The organism is Pseudomonas taeanensis MS-3 (genome assembly GCF_000498575.2).
Taxonomy (GTDB): domain Bacteria; phylum Pseudomonadota; class Gammaproteobacteria; order Pseudomonadales; family Pseudomonadaceae; genus Aquipseudomonas; species Aquipseudomonas taeanensis.
Map to the genome: position 1 here is coordinate 662,609 of NZ_AWSQ01000002.1, position 19,195 is coordinate 681,803.

The window sequence follows — 19,195 nt, forward strand, 5'->3', positions numbered from 1 at the left end:
TGCGTGTGTGACGAAGGATTTTTAGTCCATCACAGAAACACAATATGTAGGGTTTTTTCTTGCTTGTTGGCGTGCTCTGTGCAGGCGCGCGGTACTTTTTGCAGGGCTACGTTGATAGCGCCGCCAGTTACGGGCGGCGTTGTTACAATGCATGGGCTTTCGCCGTGGTTGACCTGTCTTTAGGAGGCAGTAGTGGAGCAAGAAACGTGGCAAATCCTGATCGTCGAAGACGACCAGCGTCTGGCCGAATTGACGCGTGATTACCTGCAGAGCAATGGCCTGACGGTGAGCATCGAGGCGGATGGCGCGCAGGCAGCTGCACGGATACTCAAAGAGCAGCCGGATCTGGTAATTCTCGATTTGATGCTGCCAGGCGAGGACGGTCTGTCGATCTGCCGCAAGGTGCGCGGTCAGTATGACGGCCCCATCCTGATGTTGACCGCGCGCACCGACGATATGGATCAGGTGCTCGGCCTGGAAATGGGCGCCGACGATTACGTATGCAAGCCGGTGCGCCCGCGCGTACTGCTGGCGCGGATCCGGGCGCTGCTGCGGCGTCGTGAAGGCGCCGAGAGCAATGGCGCCGAGGAGCGCCGACGGCTGGAGTTCGGGCCGCTGGTGATCGACAGTGCGATGCGAGAGGCCTGGCTGGGCGAGCAGAGTATCGAGCTGACCGGCGCCGAGTTCGACCTGCTCTGGCTGCTGACGGTGAATGCCGGGCGGATTCTCTCGCGTGAGGAGATCTTCAATGCTCTGCGCGGGATCGAATACGACGGTCAGGATCGCTCCATTGATGTGCGCATTTCGCGCATCCGTCCGAAGATCGGTGACGACCCGGTGCATCCGCGGATGATCAAGACCGTGCGCAGCAAGGGCTACCTGTTCGTCGCCGAGGCTGCCGAAGCGCTAGGGGGCTGGTGAGGGTTTGTCCGTGGCCGCGCCGGAGCCGGTTATTGTGCGGGGCAAGGCATGAGGAGAGAAGTTTGGTCATTCCAAATGAACGACGAATAACGCAGCACCGCGCAACAATCGGCCCGGCCCTGCGGGTTGCGCAGCAACGCGGCTTGCGAACGAATCCTTGGCAGCCCCCTGAATGAATTCGATCTTCCTGCGCATCTATGCCGGCATGCTGGGCGTGCTGGTGCTGGTCGCCCTGCTCGGCGTCGGCACCTTGCACCTGGTCAACGAGGTGCGCTCCGAGCAGTACCGCGAGCGTCTGGCGCGCGGCACCTTCCGTTTGATGGCCGATAACCTGGCGCCGATGGATGAACTCGAGCGGCGCCGGGCCGTGGCCGTGTGGGCGCGCTTGCTGGGTATTCCGCTGAGCATTCAGGCGCTGAGCGAAGCGCCCCTGGAGAGCGGCGCGCGCAAGCGCTTGCTGCGCGGCCAGGTGCTGGTGCAACAGACCGGTCCACACGCGGCCGAGGTCTACAGCCTGATTGGCGAACACGAGCAGCGGGTGCTGACGGGTGAGGTGCAGCAGATCAGTGAACAGCTGGCGCGCGCCACTGTTTACCTGCTGATCGATGAATTGATTCGTTATCCGGTGGCCGAGCAGCCGCAGCGTTTGGCCGAGTTGAAGGAGGCCAAGCAGTTCGGCTTCGACCTGCGCCTGGTGAGCCTGGAGCAAGCCAACCTGGACATCGATCAGCGCCGCCGGGTGGACGAGGGGGATACGGTGATGGCGCTGGGCAAGGGTGGCGACAGCATCCATGTGTTTGCCGGCATCGTCGACACGCCCTGGGTATTGGAAATCGGCCCGCTCTATCAGATGAACCTCTACCCGACGCAACTGCTGGTGTTGAGCTGCGCTCTGGGACTGAGCCTGATCGGCTTGATGGTCTACCTGCTGGTTCGGCCGCTGGAGCAACGCCTGCGTGATCTGGAGGGCGCAGCCACGCGGATTGCCAGCGGTGGCCTGGATACCCGGGTGCCGAGCCATGGCAGTGATTCGGTGGGGCGTCTGGCGGCGGCGTTCAATGCCATGGCCGAGCACTTGCAGCGCTCTCTGAGCATTCAGCGGGAGATGGTGCAGGCGGTCTCGCACGAACTGCGCACACCGGTGGCGCGCTTGCGTTTTGGCCTGGAAATGATCGGCGATGCCGAGAGCGAGGCGGCGCGGCGCAAATACATGGAGGGCATGGACAGCGATATTCAGGACCTCGACAAGCTGGTCGACGAGATGCTCACCTACGCGCGCCTGGAGCAGGGGGCACCGGCCCTGAACTTCCAGGCAGTCGACCTGAACGGTCTGATCGATCAGGTGATCACCGAGCTGGCGCCGCTGCGCGCCCACGTGCGGGTCGAGCGCGGCCCGGCGCTGAATGCATTGGACGGCAGTGGGGCGGTGGTCGAGGCCGAGTTGCGTTACCTGCACCGCGCCTTGCAGAACCTGGTGAGCAACGCCATGCGCCATGCCGAATCGCGGGTGCGGGTGAGTTACCAGATCGGCCGACAGCGCTGCCGGCTGGATGTCGAGGACGATGGCCCCGGTGTCCCGGAAACGGCCTGGGAGCGTATCTTCAGTCCCTTCCTGCGCCTGGACGATAGCCGCACCCGCGCCTCAGGTGGGCATGGTCTGGGGTTGTCGATCGTGCGGCGGATCATCTACTGGCACGGCGGCCGGGCGCAGATCGGGCGCAGCGAGGCCTTGGGTGGTGCGCGCTTCAGTCTGGTATGGCCGCGCAAGCAGGACACGCTGGAGAGTTAGCTTAGGGTCTGTTGCCGTTTCATNNCTTGCCTCGCGCAAAAACAGGCTACGGCGCGGCCGCGAATGAAACGGCAACAGACCCTAGGGCTTGCAGTCGGTGACGGTGGGCGCCGCGCTTGAAGCGCCAGCGCCCACCTGTTGAGGGTTCTATCACTCGCTACGGACTTCGATGCGCCGGCCACGGGCATGCTCTGCTTTCGGTAGTTCGATGCGCAGTACGCCGTTGCGGTAGATGGCCTCGGCTTTATCGGACAGTACCGGCACCGGCAGTGGGATGCTGCGATGAAAGCTGCCGAAGGCGCACTGGCGTATCCGGTACTGACCGCTGGCTGATTCCTGCTCCAGGCGTTTCTCGCCGCGCACGATCAGCACATCGCTGCGTACCTCGATATCCAGGTGCTGCTTGTCCATGCCGGGCACTTCGAGACGCACGATGAACTTGTCGGCGTCTTCGAACAGGTCACCGGCCAGTAGCGCCCAATTGGCCGAGGGGGATTCGGTGTAGGTCGCAGGCTCTGTCGACTGCTTGCTCTTGGCCGTCGGGGTAAAGCGGGTCAGGGCGCCGCTGGTGCGGTCAAGCACTTGACGCCAGCCCTCGCCGAGCGAGTGCCAGGTCTCCTCCAGGCCATGTTTCAGTTCGGTTAGTTTTTCCATGGTTGACCTCCAGGTTGCGAGCGGCCGAGACGCCTCCATCGGTCCGGCCGCATAGGCAGTTAGGCTACTTTCACCTTGATCTGGCGCGGTTGCGCGTGAGTATGCTTGGGAATGCGCAGGTTGAGCACGCCATCGCGGAACTGCGCGTCGATACGCGCGGTGTCCAGCTCGCTGCTGAGGGTGAAAGCGCGGCGATAGCGCGCCAGGCGCACCTCGGCATACACCGCTTCCATGTCTTCCGGCATATCAGTGGTGATCTCGCCTTCGACCGTTAGCGTATCGTTGTCGACTCGCAGCTCAAGCTTGTCCTTGGGTACGCCGGGCAAGTCGGCAACCAGCAGGATGCCGTCCTTGTCCTCGAATACATCCACCCGTGGTAGCAGGGTTTCGACCTCTTTCGCGCGTTCGCTGCGGCTTACGGCTTTCTTGTCGCTCATAGTGGCTTCCTCCTCTTATCCATGGGGTTACTGGACGCTGATGCGCTTGGGTTGGGCCGACTCGCGGCGCATTACGCGGATATGCAGCACGCCGTTACGGTAGTGCGCCTCGACCTTGTCCGGGTCGGCATCATCGGAAAGGCTCACGGTGCGCTTGAAGCGACCAGCGAAGCGTTCGTTGGCATACACCGACAGCGTGCCATTGTCGGGCGGGCAGGCGCTCTCGCGCTCGCCGGTAACCGACAGCAGGCCGCGGTCAATCTGCACATCCAGTTTTTCCGGGTCGAGGCCCGGGGCGAAGGCGTAAATTTCGATGGCTGAGGGTGTGCTGCCGACATTCAGTGCCGGGAACGCACCACTGGCCACCGCCCGAATGCTGCCAGGCCGGCCGATAGTGGCGAAGTCCTGCTGCAATTCGCGCTGCAGGCGGTCGAAATCGGCGAACCAGCTGCCGGGAGAATTAAGTAGGGACTCGTACATCGCAAACCTCCTGTGGTGAATAGACCAGAGACTCGTTTGCGGTGCTCAAGGCCGAGGGCCTCAAGCCCCGTCGCTATGAAATATGTTGGCGGCGAGGGTGGTCTTCAAGGGGAGGTTTAAGAACATCGTCGAATAGCTTATATGCCTGATACATATAAGGTGCCTGGCTGTGTAAGCCCTAGCCTGGATGTCGTTCGGGGAGCTTCTAGGGCCGCTATCAATGCCCCGAATTGCATCCGGGCTACCGGGTTCGGGTTGGGCGGTAGCTCGCCGGTTTGCCGATGGCGCACTGCGCAGCCCGGATGCAATCCGGGAGCCGCTCCGGGGCCGCTATCGATGCGACGAAACGCATCCGGGCGAGGTTCTGCGGTTAGAACGGTGCAGGGCAGTCGAAGCGCAGGCGTTCGCCGCTTTGTGGATGGGTCAGGCTGAGCATGCTGGCATGCAGGCACAGGCGCTCATGCGCAGCCAGGGCTTGGGCGTGGGCATACAGGCGGTCGCCGAGAAGGGGGTGGCCAATCGACAGCATGTGCACGCGCAGTTGGTGCGAACGGCCGGTGATGGGTGTCAGCTCGACCCGACAGTAGTCGCCGCAGCGTTCGACCACGCGCCAGAAGGTCAGCGCGTGCTTGCCCTGTTCGTGATCGACCACATGCCGCGGCTTGGTCGGCGGGTCGTAGCGCAGCGGCAGGTCGATGCTGCCGCTGTCCAGTTCCGGTTGGCCCCAGCACAACGCGGTGTAGGCTTTTTCGGTCTCGCGGTCGTGAAATTGACGCGACAGCTCGCGGTGGCTGTCGGCGTCGCGCGCCAGAACGATAACTCCCGAGGTTTCCCAGTCCAGGCGATGCACGATGCGCGCTTCCGGGTAGCCGTTTTCTTGCAGGCGGGTGACCAGGCAATCCTTGTTGTCCTCGGCGCGACCGGGCACCGAAAGCAGCAGGGTGGGCTTGTTGATGACCAGCAGGGCGGCGTCCTGGTGGAGAATTTCAATCTGGCTGAGCGGCATGGGCTTCTTGGCTGGGCAGTGGTGGACTGGTTTGTGTAGGAGCGGGCTTGCCCGCGAAGCCTTTAGGCACAAGAAGCTTCGCGGACAAGCCCGCTCCCACGAGATGTGCAGGCTGCTGAAATAAAATGGCGGCCATCGAGGCCGCCATTTTTTAGCATCACCGAGCGCAGTAGTTTTTTAACGATCCGGCAGGGTGATGTTGAGTTCCAGGATGGAGCAGCTGCCTTGGTTTTCCAGGGCGACCTGCACTTGATCCGAGTCGATGTTGACGTACTTGCGAATCACCTCGACCAGTTCCTGTTGCAGGGCCGGCAGGTAATCCGGCTGGCTGCGCTGACCGCGCTCGTGGGCGACGATGATTTGCAGACGCTCTTTCGCGATGGACGCAGTGGTTTCTTTTTTGCGTTCACGAAAGAAGTCAAAAATATTCATTCACGACCTCCAAATAGGCGTTGCAAGAGTCCTTTCTTCTGCACATCGATGAAGCGATGGACGACTTCCTTGCCGAGCAGGCGATCCACTGCGTCGCTGTATGCCTGACCGGCGTCGCTCTGATCGTCGAGGATCACCGGTACGCCTTGGTTAGAGGCTTTGAGTACCGCTTGCGACTCTGGGATCACACCGATCAAGCGGATGGCGAGGATTTCCTCAACGTCTTCCACGCCGAGCATTTCGCCTCGGGTGACGCGCTCCGGGTTGTAGCGGGTCAGTAGTAGGTGTTCCTTGACCGGCTCCTCACCCTTCTCGGCACGCTGTGATTTGCTCGCCAGGAGGCCAAGCATGCGATCGGAGTCGCGTACCGAGGACACTTCCGGGTTGGTGACGATGATGGCCTCATCGGCAAAGTACATCGCCAGATGCGCGCCTTTTTCGATGCCGGCCGGCGAGTCGCAGACCACGTACTCGAAGGTTTCGGACAGCTCTTTGAGAACTTTTTCGACGCCCTCGAGGGTCAGCGCGTCTTTGTCGCGGGTCTGACTGGCGGCCAATACGAAGAGGTTTTCCAGGCGCTTGTCTTTGATCAGTGCCTGGCTCAGCGTGGCTTCGCCGTTGACCACGTTGACGAAGTCATACACTACGCGGCGTTCGCAGCCCATGATCAGGTCGAGGTTGCGTAGACCGACGTCGAAGTCGACGATGACTGTTTTGTGCCCGCGCAGGGCGAGGCCGGTACCGATGGCGGCGCTGGTGGTGGTTTTGCCCACGCCACCTTTGCCGGAAGTGACTACGAGGATCTTGGCCAAGGTGATTCACCCCAAATGTGAAGATAAAAACGGGAATCGCTCGGGCGCTTGAGGCGTCCGGAAGCCCTTTTTGTGCCCTTGAAAATTGGCGGCAGTATCCGTTAAAGGCGGGTGATGTTCAACACGTCACCCGACAGGCTGACATGTACCGCTTCGCCCCATAATGGGTCGCGCCGCAGGTCTTCGGCGACCTTGTACTGACCGGCGATAGAGAGCAGTTCCGCGCCCATTTGCTGGCAGAAAATCCGGGCCATGGCATTGCCTTTGACGCCCGCCAAGGCGCGACCACGCATCGGCCCGTACACATGGATGTTGCCATCGGCGAGAAGTTCCGCGCCGGCGCTGACCGGTGCCAGCACAATCAGATCGCAGCCCTGGGCATAAACTTGCTGGCCACCGCGAATAGGCGAGCTAATGATTTTGCTCGGCCTGAGCTCGGGTTCGCTGGGCTTTTCCGGCTGCTTTGCAGGAGGGCTACCGTTGGTCGGATCGATTAGCCGCTCGCGCGCACCGGAAGGCGGCAGCACCGGCAGGTCCAGCGCATTGGCGGCGGTAATGTCGTTGGCGCGGCTGGCGCGCACGGCCAGGGTACGCAGACCATGGCTGCGGCACACGGCCATCAGTGCGGCGATGTCGAGGTCATCTTCGTTGTCAGGCAGCTTGTCCAGTGCCAGTACCAGCGGTGTGTTGCTGAAAAACCCCGGTGCCTGGGCGACCTTTTCCGCCAGTTGCCGGTCGAGAAGGTCAAGGTCGTTGCGCGCCAGTTCCATCACGGTAATGGCCAGCATGCTGCCTTTGAGTTGGAACACGGGGTCTTGGTCGAGAAGATCAGCTTGGCTCATGGTCTGCTTGGTGCGGCCTGGTCAGCGGAATGGAGATTAGCCGGAACTTATAGCGAGAACACAGGGGAGCCGCAAGCCGAGCCGAGTATTAAGAAACTCCTGATAGAATGCCCGGCTTTATGCGTTGTTCGAGATTGTTCATGGATCGTCCGGTTTTTCGTGGCTCTTTTCTCCATCCGCGTTTCTGGCCCCTGTGGCTGGGTTTGGCGTTGTTGTGGTTGCTGGTGAAGTTGCCATATGGCGCGTTGCTCAAGCTGGGGCGCGCATTGGGCGCGGTGATGTACCGGTTGGCGAGCTCGCGCCGCAAGATTGCCGCGCGTAACCTGGAGCTCTGCTTCCCAGCCTTGTCTGCTGCCGAGCGCAAGCGCTTGCTGAAAGATAACTTCGCCTCTACTGGCATCGCGTTTTTCGAGATGGCCATGAGTTGGTGGTGGCCTAAGTCCAGGCTGGCCAAGCTGGCGCACATCGAGGGACTGGAGCACTTGCGCCAGGCTCAGGCGGATGGCCAGGGGGTGATTCTGATGGCCCTGCATTTCACCACCCTGGAAATCGGCGCGGCGCTGCTTGGTCAGGTGCATACCATCGATGGCATGTACCGCGAGCATAAAAACCCGTTGTTCGATTATGTGCAGCGCCGAGGGCGCGAGCGGCACAACCTGGAAGCGACGACCATCGAGCGCGAGGATGTGCGAGCCATGCTCAAGGTGCTGCGTGCCGGTCGAGCGATCTGGTATGCACCGGACCAGGATTACGGGCCCAAGCAAAGCCTGTTTGTACCCTTGTTCGGTGTACAGGCTGCCACGGTCACCGCCACCACTAAGTTCGCTCGCCTCGGTCGCGCGCGAGTGTTGCCTTTTACCCAGGTGCGTCTGGCCGATGGCAGAGGCTATCGACTGACCATTCATCCCCCGTTGGCGGAGTTTCCCGGCGACAGCGAGGAAGCGGACTGCCTGCGCATCAACCAGTGGGTCGAGCAGGCGGTCGGTGCCTGTCCAGAGCAGTATCTGTGGGCCCACCGGCGCTTCAAGACACGCCCGGCGGGAGAGTCGAAGCTGTATAAGAAACGCCTCAGTTAAGCGGCTCGGCAATTGCGTGGCTGGCCTTTGTGGTTGTCAGGCCAATTGCTGAGCTATAGCGGGCAGGTAGCGCCCGCTTCCTATACTGCGTAAAAATCTTCGGAACCTGCCTATGACGCAAATCGCTCCCACTCTCCAGCCTGTGACTGGGTTGATTCTCTCGGGCGGCGGTGCGCGGGCGGCTTATCAGGTGGGGGTGCTGGCGGCGATTGCCGACCTGTTGCCGAATGCCGAACACAACCCTTTTCCGGTTATCGTCGGCACTTCGGCCGGGGCTATCAATGCAGTCAGTCTGGCGTGCGGGGCGCTGCACTTTGGCGAGGCGATCCGCCAGCTGACCGCGGTCTGGCAAGGCTTTCATACTCATCAGGTTTACCGCAGCGACTGGCCGGGGGTGCTGCACCAGGCCAGTCGCTTCATTGGTCATAGCTTGCTCGGCTTGGGCAGCCAGGTACCGGTGGCGTTGCTCGACAACTCGCCGCTTGGCGAGCTGTTGAAGAATAAGCTGGATTTTTCCGGGATATCCGCGGCGGTGCGTGCACGGCGCTTGCGTGCCGTGGCGGTAACGGCATTCGGCTATGAGTCCGGTCAGGCGGTGACCTTTTACCAGGGGCGCGCCACCATCGATCCATGGTTTCGGCACCGCCGCGTCGGAGTGCCAACCCGTCTGTCACTGCAGCACCTGCTGGCCAGTGCCTCGATTCCGCTGATTTTTCCACCAGTGAAGATCAATCGCGAATACTTCGGCGATGGTGCCGTGCGCCAGTCGGCGCCCATCAGTCCGGCTCTGCATCTGGGGGCGACGCGGGTGTTGGTGGTCGGGGTGAGTGGCAATCCGCAGGGCGGGCAGGCTAACAGCGCCGTAGTGCGGCCGAGCAACGTCAAGCCGCCGAGCCTGGCGCAAATCGGCGGGCATATGCTCAATAGCACCTTTATTGACAGCCTGGAGGGCGATATCGAATTGCTTGAACGGCTGAATCAGATGAGTCGGCTGATTCCGCAGGAGTTGCATCCTCGTGGTCTAGGGCTCAAGCCGATCGAGGTGTTGGTTGTCTCGCCGAGTCAGCCGGTGGATGAGATCGCCGCACGTCATCGCCATGAGTTGCCGATGGCTCTGCGCGCGTTTCTACGTGGCCCGGGGGCGACCAAGACCAGTGGCGCCGGTGTGCTCAGCTATCTATTGTTCGAGGCCGGTTATTGCAACGAGCTGATTGAGCTGGGTTATCAGGATGCGATGGCCCGGAAAACCGAGTTGTGCGACTTCCTCTGCCTCAGTCGTCCACCTGTTGCGCATGGCGAGCCGGTCACGGCGTAAGGACTTCAGTCCGGCGCAGGATAAAGCCCGATGAGCTGGGTTAAGGCTCGCTCTGCGGCTGAAACTGTCCAAAAACCTGTCGGTCAGTTTGTGAGGAAATATCGCAGGTTGTGCGCTTATGTGCTGAACAGCGTTTAAACTGCGCCTTCCCGACGCTTTCTGTCGCATTTCCGTAAGCATCGGTTTTTCCCGGGTTGGCGCTGTAAGAAGTTGTCGCATGGCGGCAATGCCAGTCCCGGTTCAATCCCTACAATCCGTGTCATCGCCTGCCGCTCAATGCAGGTGTTCCTTTATCAGGAGATTTCCGATGTCAGTTCAGCACGACCCGGTGCAACGCGCCGATTTCGATCAGGTGATGGTTCCCAACTATGCCCCCGCTGCATTTATTCCGGTGCGCGGCGCAGGTTCGCGAGTCTGGGACCAGAGTGGTCGTGAGCTGATCGACTTCGCCGGTGGTATCGCCGTCAACGTGCTCGGACATGCCCATCCGGCTCTGGTCAAGGCGCTGACCGAGCAGGCTAACACCCTGTGGCATGTGTCCAACGTGTTCACCAACGAGCCGGCCCTGCGTCTGGCAAAGAAGCTGGTCGATGCCACGTTTGCCGAGCGGGTGTTCTTCTGTAACTCCGGCGCGGAGGCCAATGAGGCCGCGTTCAAGCTGGCCCGCCGGGTGGCGCATGACAAGTTCGGCCCGGAAAAATGCGAAATCATTGCCGCGGTCAACAGCTTCCACGGTCGTACCCTGTTTACCGTCAGTGTTGGCGGTCAGCCCAAGTATTCCGACGGCTTCGGGCCGAAGATCCAGGGCATCAGTCATGTTCCCTTCAATGATCTCGAAGCCCTGAAAGCGGCGATTTCCGATAAGACCTGCGCCGTGGTGCTCGAGCCGATCCAGGGCGAGGGCGGCGTGCTGCCGATCGATCTGGCCTACCTGCAGGGCGCCCGTGAGCTATGCAACCAGCACGACGCGCTGCTGGTGCTCGACGAAGTACAGACCGGCATGGGCCGTAGCGGCTCGCTGTTCGCCTATCAGCATTACGGCGTGACGCCGGACATCCTCACCAGTGCCAAGAGTCTGGGCGGTGGTTTCCCTATCGGCGCCATGCTCACTACCAGCGAGTTGGCCAAGCATCTGGTGGTCGGTACCCATGGCACGACTTACGGCGGCAATCCGCTGGCTTGTGCAGTGGGTGAGGCGGTGATCGATGTGATCAACACGCCAGAGGTGCTAGCGGGCGTGCAAGCCAAGCATCAGCGTTTCAAGAGCAAGCTGGAGCAGATTGGTCAGCAATATGACCTGTTCGGCGAAGTCCGCGGGCTCGGTCTGCTGATCGGGTGCGTGCTCGCCGATGCCTGGAAAGGCAAAGCCAAGATGCTGCTCGATGCTGCGGCGGCTGAAGGGCTGATGGTGTTGCAAGCTGGCCCGGACGTGGTGCGTTTCGCCCCGAGCCTGGTGGTGGAAGATGCCGATATCGATGAAGGTCTGGCGCGTTTCGAGCGTGCAGTGATCAAGCTGACTCAAGCCTGAGTCGACAGTCCGGCGGCGACCTTTAGTGAGGCGTCGCCGGGCTGAATGCCCATGGCGCACGGATGTGCCGGGGTTAAACCATGGATGACTGTCTCTGTGCATGCCGTGACGCTGGTCGCGGTTTCTCCGGGTTGCTCTGCGCGAGTGGCTTGGAGCTTTTCTTAAAGGAGTGACACCATGCTGGTGATGCGCCCCGCGCAAATGGCCGACCTCGCTGAAGTACAGCGTCTCGCCGCGGATAGCCCGGTTGGTGTGACTTCCCTGCCGGATGACGTCGACCGCTTGCGCGACAAGATCGCCGCTGCGGAAGCTTCGTTCGCCGCAGAAGTAAGTTTCAATGGTGAAGAAAGCTACTTCTTTGTCCTCGAGGACAGCGTCAGCGGCCGTCTGGTCGGCTGTTCGGGTATCGTCGCCTCGACGGGTTACTCCGAGCCGTTCTACAGCTTTCGCAACGAAACCTTCGTGCATAACTCGCGTGAGCTGAAGATTCACAACAAGATTCACGTGCTCTCGCTATGCCATGACCTGACCGGCAATAGCCTGTTGACCAGTTTCTATGTCGAGCGGCCGTTGGTCAGTACGGTATTCGCCGAATTGAATTCCCGTGCTCGGCTGTTGTTCGTCGCCGCTCACCCGGAGCGTTTCGCCGATGCGGTGGTGGTGGAAATCGTCGGCCACAGCGATGAGGCAGGCGATTCGCCGTTCTGGGATGCGGTGGGGCGTAACTTCTTCGACATGAACTACGCCGAAGCCGAGCGTTTGTGCGGGCTGAAGAGTCGCACCTTCCTCGCCGAACTGATGCCGAACTACCCGATCTATGTGCCGCTACTGCCGGATTCTGCCCAGGAAGCCATGGGCCAGGTGCATCCGCGGGCGCAGATTACTTTCGACATCCTCATGCGTGAAGGCTTCGAGACCGATAACTACATCGACATTTTCGATGGGGGGCCGACCCTGCATGCGCGTACCTCGGGTATTCGTTCCATCGCAGAAAGTCGCATGGTGCCCGTTAAGTTCGGTGATCCCGGCAAGGGTGGCCGCCCATACCTGGTGAGCAATGGCCAGCTGGTGGATTTCCGCGCCATTGTCGCTGAGCTGGATTGGGTGCCGGGTAAGCCGGTCACCCTCAGTCTTGAAGCTGCCGAAGCCCTGGGCGTCGGCGAAGGCGCCAGCGTGCGTCTGGTCGCGGTTTAAGGAGTTAGCATGATCGTTCGTCCCGTACGCAGTGCCGATCTTCCGGCTTTGATCGACCTGGCGCGCAGCACCGGTGCCGGCCTGACTACCTTGCCGGCCAATGAGGAGCGTCTGGCGCACCGGGTTGGTTGGGCAGAAAAAACCTTCCGCGGCGAAGCCGAGCGGGCCGATACCGATTACCTGTTCGTGCTCGAAGATGACGACGGGCAAGTAGTCGGCATCTCCGCCCTGGCGGGTGCCGTCGGCCTGCGCGAGCCTTGGTACAACTACCGGGTCGGTTTGACCGTCAGCGCCTCGCAAGAGCTGAAGATCCACCGGCAGATCCCGACCCTGTTTCTGGCCAATGACCTGACCGGTAACTCCGAGCTGTGCTCGCTGTTTCTGCGCGACGATAAACGCACTGGCTTGAATGGGCGCCTGCTGTCCAAGGCGCGCTTCCTGTTCATCGCCGAGTTTCGTGAGTTGTTTGGCGACAAGGTGATCGCCGAGATGCGCGGCATGTCCGATGACAACGGCCGCTCGCCGTTCTGGGAAAGTCTCGGTCGGCACTTTTTCAAGATGGAATTCTCCCAGGCGGATTACCTCACCGGGGTCGGCAACAAGGCCTTTATCGCCGAGTTGATGCCCAAGTTTCCGCTGTACACCTGCTTTCTCTCCGAAGATGCACGCAACATCATCGGTCGTGTTCACCCGGACACCGAGCCGGCACTGGCCATGCTCAAGGCCGAAGGCTTCAGCTATCAGGGCTATGTCGACATCTTTGATGCCGGTCCGGCCATCGAGGCGGAAACCGCGAAGATCCGCGCCGTGCGCGACAGTCAGGCGCTGGTTCTGGCCATCGGTACACCGGGCGACGATGCCAGTGCCTTCCTGATTCATAACCGCAAGCGTGAAGACTGCCGCATCACGGCGGGTCCGGCGCGGATCGCTGCCGGCACCCTGGTGGTCGACCCCTTGACGGCCAAGCGGCTGCAGCTGTCGGCTGGCGATCAGGTACGTGCGGTGCAGTTGTCGGCCCGAGGCTAGCAGGCTGTTGCAAAACTACTGCGCTCGGCTATGCGGCGTTGAAGTCCGCCTCAAAATGCTCATGTACAGCTCGTACACTGCGCTTTTTCGGCTGATTTCGTCTTGCCTAGCCTTCGCTCGCTACATTTTTCAGCGGCCTGCTAGCAGGCTTCTGAGCGGCTAGGGGTGGTCCGGAAACTGATCCGGGTCGCTGGTTCGAATAGTGCATCCGGTGCATCGCCGGGTGATGAAATTGCTGGGAGTGATAGAACAATATGAGCACTCATTACATCGCCGGTCGCTGGCACGTTGGCCAGGGCGAAGCCCTGGAGTCGCTGAATCCGGTTAGTCAGCAGGTCCTGTGGCAAGGTAACGGGGCTAGCGCCGAACAGGTCGAGGCCGCCGTGCAGGCTGCCCGCGCAGCATTTCCCGCCTGGGCGTCGCGTTCGCTGGATGAGCGCATTGCGCTGTTGGAGCAGTTCGCCACGACCCTGAAAGCCCATACCGATGAGCTGGCCCGCACAATTGGCGAGGAAACCGGCAAGCCGTTGTGGGAGTCGGCCACCGAGGTGACCAGCATGGCCAACAAGGTCGCCATCTCGGTGCAGAGCTACCGCGAGCGTACCGGCGAGAAGAGTGGTCCGCTGGCCGATGCCACGGCGGTATTGCGCCACAAGCCGCACGGCGTGGTCGCAGTGTTCGGCCCCTACAACTTTCCGGGCCACCTGCCTAACGGGCATATCGTGCCGGCGTTGTTGGCCGGTAACACGGTGGTGTTCAAACCTAGCGAGCTGACGCCGAAAGTGGCCGAGCTGACGGTCAAGTGCTGGATCGAAGCCGGCTTGCCTGCCGGCGTGCTCAACCTGGTGCAGGGCGCGCGGGAAACCGGCGTGGCCCTGGCTGCGAATAATGGCATCGACGGCTTGTTTTTCACCGGTTCGAGCCGCACTGGCAACCTGCTGCACAACCAGTTTGCAGGTCGCCCGGAGAAAATTCTGGCGCTGGAAATGGGCGGTAATAATCCGTTGATCGTCGACCAGCTGCAGGATGTCGATGCGGCGGTCTATACCATCATTCAGTCGGCCTTTATCTCCGCCGGACAGCGCTGCACCTGTGCGCGCCGCCTGCTGGTGCCGCAGGGCGCCTGGGGCGATGCCCTGCTGCAGCGTCTGGTCAACGTCGCGGCGACTATCAAGGTTGGCGCCTTCGATGCGCAGCCCGCGCCGTTCATGGGCTCGGTGATTTCCCTGGCAGCAGCCGAACAGTTGCTCCAGGCCCAGCAGCTGTTGCTGGCTAAGGGTGCCAAGGCGTTGCTGGAAATGACCCAGCCGCTCGCCGGTGCAGCGCTGCTGACGCCTGGCATCATCGATGTGACGGCCGTTGCCGAGCGTCAGGATGAAGAGTTTTTCGGTCCGCTGCTGCAAGTGATCCGTTATGCCGATTTCGACGCCGCGATTGCCGAAGCCAATGCCACCGAGTTTGGTCTGGCCGCCGGCTTGCTGTCGGATTCCAAGGCGCGTTATGAACAGTTCTGGCTCGAGAGTCGTGCCGGTATCGTTAACTGGAACAAGCAGCTCACAGGTGCCGCGAGCACCGCGCCGTTTGGTGGTGTGGGGGCCTCGGGCAACCATCGCGCCAGTGCCTATTACGCGGCGGATTATTGCGCCTATCCGGTGGCTTCGCTGGAAACTGAAAGCGTGAGCCTGCCTGCCACCTTGAGTCCGGGAGTAAGCCTGTGAGCAACGCCTTTGAAGTGAATTTCGATGGTTTGGTCGGCCCGACCCATAACTACGGCGGTCTGTCCTACGGCAACGTCGCCTCGCAGAGTAATAGCCAGGTTTCCTCCAGCCCGAAAGAAGCCGCCAAACAAGGCCTGGCGAAAATGAAGGCGCTGATGGAAATGGGCTTCAAACAGGGCGTGCTGGCTCCGCAAGAGCGGCCGAACGTCGCCGTGTTGCGCAGCCTGGGTTTCACCGGTAGCGATGCCCAGGTGATCGCCAGGGCGGCCAAGGAGGCCATGCCATTGTTGGCCGCGAGCTGCTCAGCGTCGAGCATGTGGACCGCCAATGCCTGCACCGTCAGCCCCAGTGCCGACACCGCGGACCGGCGCGTGCACTTCACTGCGGCCAACCTTAACTGCAAGTTTCACCGCAGTATCGAACATCCGACCACCAGTCGCGTGCTCGGGGCAATGTTCGCCAGTGAGCAGCACTTCGCCCATCACGCCGCGTTGCCGGCAGTGACGCAATTCGGTGATGAGGGTGCGGCCAATCACACGCGTTTCTGCAAGAGTTACGGTGAGGCTGGGGTGGAGTTCTTCGTCTTCGGTCGCAGTGCGTTCGACAGTCGCTTCCCGGCGCCGCAGCGTTATCCCGCGCGGCAAACCCTGGAAGCCTCGCAAGCCGTGGCGCGTCTGCATGGCTTGAGTGAAGAGGGTGTGGTCTACGCCCAGCAGAATCCATCGGTGATCGACCAGGGCGTGTTCCACAACGATGTGATCGCGGTGGGCAATGGTGAGGTGCTGTTCTATCACCAGGACGCCTTCCTCGATACCGACAAGGTGCTGGCCGAACTCGGCGACAAGCTGGCCCGTCAGGGCGGGCGCCTGCAGGCGGTCTGCGTGCCGCGCGACGCAGTCACGGTCGATGATGCAGTGCGCTCCTACCTGTTCAACAGTCAGCTGCTCACGCGTGCCGACGGCAGCATGTTGCTGATCGTTCCGGAGGAATGCCGTAACAACGGCAACGTCTGGAATTACCTGCAGCAGCTCACTGCGGGCAACGGCCCTATTCGCGAGGTGAAGGTCTTCGACCTCAAGCAGAGCATGCAGAATGGGGGGGGGCCGGCTTGTTTGCGCCTGCGCGTGGCGCTCAGGGAGGATGAACTGGAGGCGGTCAATCCAGGAGTGATCATGACCCCTGGTCTGTACGACACGCTTGTCGCCTGGGTCGACAAGCACTATCGCGATCGCCTGAGCGAAAGTGATCTGGCCGATCCACAATTACTGATTGAGTGCCGTGCAGCATTGGATGAATTGACCCAGATCCTTAAACTGGGTTCGGTTTATCCCTTCCAATTGGCTTAAAGAGTATTCATCACCATGACTGACGCCCTGCAATTGATCCTCGAAGATAAAGACGGCACCCAGCTGGAAACCTCCTGCACCCGCTTTGCCGTGATGTGGCAGGGCAAGGAAGTATGGATTCAGCAAGTCGGTAACGGCCAGTTGATGATCGGCGTGGATGTGGCTGAGGGCGACAGCGAATATGCCAACCTGCTGCTGCGCCCGTTGGCCACCAATTTGGTGAGCCTGGAGCTGGAAATGGAGCCGGCGGAACTCGGCGACGAGGATCACGTGCACGGCCCTGACTGCAATCACGACTGAGGATTTTCCCATGCTCGCTCTCGGCAAATTGCTCGAACTGACCCTGGCCGGCCACGAACCGGCCGCGAAGATTCAGCTGACGCCCGAGGGCGCGCGTTTGCGCTGGTTGGCCGAGGGTGCACTGGAAATCACTCCGCCCGTGGCCAGCGACAGTGGCCTGGACCTGCTGTTGTCGGCGGGTATCCATGGCAACGAAACGGCCCCCATCGAACTGCTCGACCGGCTGCTGCACGCCATTGCACGTGGCGAGTTGAAGCCGCGGGCGCGGATGCTGTTCCTGTTCGGCAATCCGCTGGCCATCCGCAAGGGTGAGCGTTACCTCGAGCAAGACATCAACCGGCTGTTCAATGGCCGCCATGAACTGCAGGTGGGTGCCGAAGCGATGCGGGCCTGCGAGCTCGAGCACTTGGCCGCTGGCTTTTTCAGTAAGCCCGGGCGTACACGTCTGCATTACGACCTGCACACCGCCATTCGGGCCTCGAAGATCGAACAGTTCGCGCTCTATCCCTGGCATGAGGGGCGGGTGCGCTCCAAGCGCGAGCTGGCCCGGCTGAACGCCGCGGGTATCGATGCGGTGCTGCTGCATAACAAAAGCTCGACCACCTTCAGTGCGTACACCTACTCGCAGCTCGAGGCTGAAGCCTTCACCCTGGAGTTGGGCAAGGCTCGTGCCTTTGGCCAGAATCAGCAGGTCAATCTCGATCGTCTGGAGCAGCGGCTGCACTGCATCATCGAGGGCAGCGAGCCGGACGTGGATGATGCCGGGCTGGACGGCCTTCAGCTGTTCGCCGTGGCGCGGGAAATCATCAAGCACAGTGACGCGTTCCAGCTGCATTTGCCGGCTGATATCGAGAATTTCAGCGAGTTGCCGGTGGGGTATCTGCTGGCCGAAGACCTGAGCGATACTCGCTGGGAAATTGAAGAGCAGGGCGCGCGGATCATTTTCCCCAATCCCAGGGTGAAGAACGGCTTGCGCGCCGGCATCCTCATCGTCCCTGTCGATGCATCTGAATTAGGCTGATCCACAGCCTTATCCGGTTGGCGTTGAGCGCTACGAAACCCGGTAGCGCGGGCAAGTTAACGCGCTTGCACGGGCTTGCCGCGGCTGCATGGGCCTGCTCTCGGCCTGATGTGTCCTGCCTCTATTCGACCCTGCTGTACCTTGTTCGCCTGTTTGCCACGCTTTAGCATCGGTGTATTCAGTACTTTCAGGGAAGCCTCCAATGTCCGTCATCGATCTGCGCAGCGATACCGTTACCCAACCCACACCTGGCATGCTCGAGGCCATGTTGGGCGCCGAGCTGGGTGATGACGTATACGGCGAAGACCCGACGGTCAACCGCCTGGAACAATACCTGGCCGACGAGCTCGGTTTCGCCGCTGGCCTGTTCGTACCCACCGGCACTATGAGCAACCTGCTCGGTCTGATGGCTCATTGCGCGCGGGGCGACGAGTACATCGTCGGCCAGCAGGCGCACACCTATAAGTACGAAGGTGGTGGCGCCGCAGTGCTGGGCTCGATTCAGCCGCAACCCCTGGAAATGCAAGCCGACGGCTCGCTTGACCTGGACCGGGTCGAGGCCGCCATCAAACAGGATGACTTCCACTTCGCCCGTACGCGCCTGTTGGCCCTGGAAAACACCATGCAGGGCAAGGTGTTGCCGCTGAGCTATCTGGCGGCCGCGCGCGCCTTGACCGACAAGCGCGGCCTGGCGCTGCATCTGGACGGCGCGCGGCTGTACAACGCCGCCGTCAAGCTGGGGGTGGAGGCGGCTGAGATCACTCGGCACTTCGACTCGGTCTCGGTGTGCCTGTCCAAAGGCTTGGGTGCGCCGGTCGGCTCGGTGTTGTGCGGTGGCCATGAGTTGATCGGCAAGGCCCGTCGCTTGCGCAAGATGGTGGGCGGCGGTATGCGCCAGGCCGGGGTGCTGGCCGCTGCGGGGCTGTATGCATTGGAGCATCAGGTGGCGCGCCTGGCGGACGATCATGCCAACGCCGCTCGGCTGGCCGCTGGGCTGGGTGAGTTGGGCTACGCGGTCGAGCCGGTACAGACCAACATGGTCTACGTCGAGTTTGGTGAGCGGGCAGAAGCGCTCAAGGGTTTCTGCGCCGAACGCGGCATCAAACTGAGCGCCGCCTCGCGCTTGCGCATGGTCACCCATCTGGATGTCTCGGCTGAGGATGTCGCTCGCGTCCTCGAAGCGTTTAGCGCTTTTCGCCGTATTTAACCCGTGGCGGGCGCCGAATCGCTGCCCGCTGACAATAAAGACACTAGCCGCATAGCGCAGGGCCGATATAATGCGGCCCTTTGCCGGCTTT

General features: G+C 61.5%; 19 protein-coding genes. 12 read left to right on the forward strand and 7 right to left on the reverse strand.

Translation table 11 applies throughout. From position 1 onward, the window contains the following. Positions 1-192 precede the first annotated feature (192 nt). Together TMS3_RS11130 and TMS3_RS11135 are read left to right on the forward strand one after the other, a co-directional pair. On the forward strand, positions 193-921 hold the full coding sequence (locus TMS3_RS11130; RefSeq protein WP_025165357.1) for a response regulator: 729 nt from the start codon (positions 193-195) through the stop codon (positions 919-921). Positions 922-1,093: 172 nt separating this feature from the next. Beyond that, a complete protein-coding gene (locus TMS3_RS11135) occupies positions 1,094-2,710 on the forward strand; it encodes an ATP-binding protein (RefSeq protein WP_025165358.1) in 1,617 nt (538 codons plus the stop codon). A 150-nt stretch (positions 2,711-2,860) separates the two neighbouring features. On the opposite strand, the gene TMS3_RS11140 is transcribed toward TMS3_RS11135, so the two are convergent. The 7 genes from TMS3_RS11140 to minC form a co-directional block, all read right to left on the reverse strand. Then, a complete protein-coding gene (locus TMS3_RS11140) occupies positions 2,861-3,364 on the reverse strand; it encodes an Hsp20/alpha crystallin family protein (RefSeq protein ID WP_025165359.1) in 504 nt (167 codons plus the stop codon). A gap of 59 nt (positions 3,365-3,423) precedes the next feature. After that, the gene (locus TMS3_RS11145) at positions 3,424-3,801 is read right to left on the reverse strand and encodes an Hsp20/alpha crystallin family protein (RefSeq protein ID WP_025165360.1); all 378 of its coding nucleotides are present in this window, start codon (positions 3,799-3,801) and stop codon (positions 3,424-3,426) included. 27 nt (positions 3,802-3,828) lie between these two features. Continuing rightward, entirely contained in the window at positions 3,829-4,281 is a 453-nt protein-coding gene (locus TMS3_RS11150; protein ID WP_025165361.1) for an Hsp20/alpha crystallin family protein, read from the reverse strand. A gap of 370 nt (positions 4,282-4,651) precedes the next feature. Next, a complete protein-coding gene (locus tag TMS3_RS11155) occupies positions 4,652-5,287 on the reverse strand; it encodes an RluA family pseudouridine synthase (protein ID WP_025165362.1) in 636 nt (211 codons plus the stop codon). A gap of 177 nt (positions 5,288-5,464) precedes the next feature. Then, positions 5,465-5,719 (reverse strand): cell division topological specificity factor MinE, encoded by a 255-nt coding sequence (gene minE, locus TMS3_RS11160; protein ID WP_025165363.1) that lies wholly within the window; start codon positions 5,717-5,719, stop codon positions 5,465-5,467. Then, a complete protein-coding gene (minD, locus tag TMS3_RS11165; RefSeq protein ID WP_025165364.1) occupies positions 5,716-6,531 on the reverse strand; it encodes a septum site-determining protein MinD in 816 nt (271 codons plus the stop codon). The genes minE and minD overlap by 4 nt, the downstream gene beginning before the upstream one ends. 101 nt (positions 6,532-6,632) lie before the next feature. Continuing rightward, positions 6,633-7,373 (reverse strand): septum site-determining protein MinC, encoded by a 741-nt coding sequence (minC, locus tag TMS3_RS11170; protein ID WP_025165365.1) that lies wholly within the window; start codon positions 7,371-7,373, stop codon positions 6,633-6,635. A gap of 140 nt (positions 7,374-7,513) precedes the next feature. Between minC and TMS3_RS11175 the strand changes: the two genes are divergently transcribed. The 10 genes from TMS3_RS11175 (at position 7,514) to ltaE (ending at position 19,104) form a co-directional block, all read left to right on the forward strand. Further along, entirely contained in the window at positions 7,514-8,449 is a 936-nt protein-coding gene (locus TMS3_RS11175) for a lipid A biosynthesis lauroyl acyltransferase (protein WP_025165366.1), read from the forward strand. A gap of 112 nt (positions 8,450-8,561) precedes the next feature. After that, positions 8,562-9,764, forward strand: a complete 1,203-nt coding sequence (locus TMS3_RS11180; protein ID WP_025165367.1) for a patatin-like phospholipase family protein — start codon at positions 8,562-8,564, stop codon at positions 9,762-9,764. 307 nt (positions 9,765-10,071) lie between these two features. After that, positions 10,072-11,292, forward strand: a complete 1,221-nt coding sequence (locus tag TMS3_RS11185) for an aspartate aminotransferase family protein (protein WP_025165368.1) — start codon at positions 10,072-10,074, stop codon at positions 11,290-11,292. 177 nt (positions 11,293-11,469) lie between these two features. Further along, a complete protein-coding gene (gene aruF / locus TMS3_RS11190) occupies positions 11,470-12,486 on the forward strand; it encodes an arginine/ornithine succinyltransferase subunit alpha (protein ID WP_025165369.1) in 1,017 nt (338 codons plus the stop codon). A gap of 9 nt (positions 12,487-12,495) precedes the next feature. Beyond that, complete coding sequence (gene astA, locus TMS3_RS11195) at positions 12,496-13,512, forward strand: arginine N-succinyltransferase (RefSeq protein ID WP_025165370.1); 1,017 nt, start codon at positions 12,496-12,498, stop codon at positions 13,510-13,512. Positions 13,513-13,766: 254 nt separating this feature from the next. Beyond that, entirely contained in the window at positions 13,767-15,230 is a 1,464-nt protein-coding gene (gene astD / locus TMS3_RS11200) for a succinylglutamate-semialdehyde dehydrogenase (RefSeq protein ID WP_025165371.1), read from the forward strand. Beyond that, positions 15,227-16,576, forward strand: coding sequence for an N-succinylarginine dihydrolase (gene astB / locus TMS3_RS11205; RefSeq protein WP_025165372.1), 1,350 nt, complete (start codon positions 15,227-15,229; stop codon positions 16,574-16,576). Before astD ends, astB begins: the two co-directional genes overlap by 4 nt. Positions 16,577-16,591: 15 nt before the next feature. Next, entirely contained in the window at positions 16,592-16,876 is a 285-nt protein-coding gene (locus TMS3_RS11210) for a hypothetical protein (protein ID WP_025165373.1), read from the forward strand. Positions 16,877-16,886: 10 nt separating this feature from the next. After that, complete coding sequence (astE, locus tag TMS3_RS11215) at positions 16,887-17,897, forward strand: succinylglutamate desuccinylase (RefSeq protein WP_025165374.1); 1,011 nt, start codon at positions 16,887-16,889, stop codon at positions 17,895-17,897. Positions 17,898-18,099: 202 nt separating this feature from the next. Further along, the gene (gene ltaE, locus TMS3_RS11220) at positions 18,100-19,104 is read left to right on the forward strand and encodes a low-specificity L-threonine aldolase (protein ID WP_025165375.1); all 1,005 of its coding nucleotides are present in this window, start codon (positions 18,100-18,102) and stop codon (positions 19,102-19,104) included. Positions 19,105-19,195: the final 91 nt, after the last annotated feature.

Bases quoted from the DNA above. Each gene is read 5' to 3' on its own strand.
- TMS3_RS11135 (WP_025165358.1), top strand. From the start codon at position 1,094: ATGAATTCGATCTTCCTGCGCATCTATGCCGGCATGCTGGGCGTGCTG.
- TMS3_RS11140 (WP_025165359.1), bottom strand. From the start codon at position 3,364: ATGGAAAAACTAACCGAACTGAAACATGGCCTGGAGGAGACCTGGCAC.
- TMS3_RS11145 (WP_025165360.1), bottom strand. From the start codon at position 3,801: ATGAGCGACAAGAAAGCCGTAAGCCGCAGCGAACGCGCGAAAGAGGTC.
- TMS3_RS11150 (WP_025165361.1), bottom strand. From the start codon at position 4,281: ATGTACGAGTCCCTACTTAATTCTCCCGGCAGCTGGTTCGCCGATTTC.
- TMS3_RS11155 (WP_025165362.1), bottom strand. From the start codon at position 5,287: ATGCCGCTCAGCCAGATTGAAATTCTCCACCAGGACGCCGCCCTGCTG.
- minE (WP_025165363.1), bottom strand. From the start codon at position 5,719: ATGAATATTTTTGACTTCTTTCGTGAACGCAAAAAAGAAACCACTGCG.
- minC (WP_025165365.1), bottom strand. From the start codon at position 7,373: ATGAGCCAAGCTGATCTTCTCGACCAAGACCCCGTGTTCCAACTCAAA.
- TMS3_RS11175 (WP_025165366.1), top strand. From the start codon at position 7,514: ATGGATCGTCCGGTTTTTCGTGGCTCTTTTCTCCATCCGCGTTTCTGG.
- TMS3_RS11180 (WP_025165367.1), top strand. From the start codon at position 8,562: ATGACGCAAATCGCTCCCACTCTCCAGCCTGTGACTGGGTTGATTCTC.
- TMS3_RS11185 (WP_025165368.1), top strand. From the start codon at position 10,072: ATGTCAGTTCAGCACGACCCGGTGCAACGCGCCGATTTCGATCAGGTG.
- aruF (WP_025165369.1), top strand. From the start codon at position 11,470: ATGCTGGTGATGCGCCCCGCGCAAATGGCCGACCTCGCTGAAGTACAG.
- astA (WP_025165370.1), top strand. From the start codon at position 12,496: ATGATCGTTCGTCCCGTACGCAGTGCCGATCTTCCGGCTTTGATCGAC.
- astD (WP_025165371.1), top strand. From the start codon at position 13,767: ATGAGCACTCATTACATCGCCGGTCGCTGGCACGTTGGCCAGGGCGAA.
- TMS3_RS11210 (WP_025165373.1), top strand. From the start codon at position 16,592: ATGACTGACGCCCTGCAATTGATCCTCGAAGATAAAGACGGCACCCAG.
- astE (WP_025165374.1), top strand. From the start codon at position 16,887: ATGCTCGCTCTCGGCAAATTGCTCGAACTGACCCTGGCCGGCCACGAA.
- ltaE (WP_025165375.1), top strand. From the start codon at position 18,100: ATGTCCGTCATCGATCTGCGCAGCGATACCGTTACCCAACCCACACCT.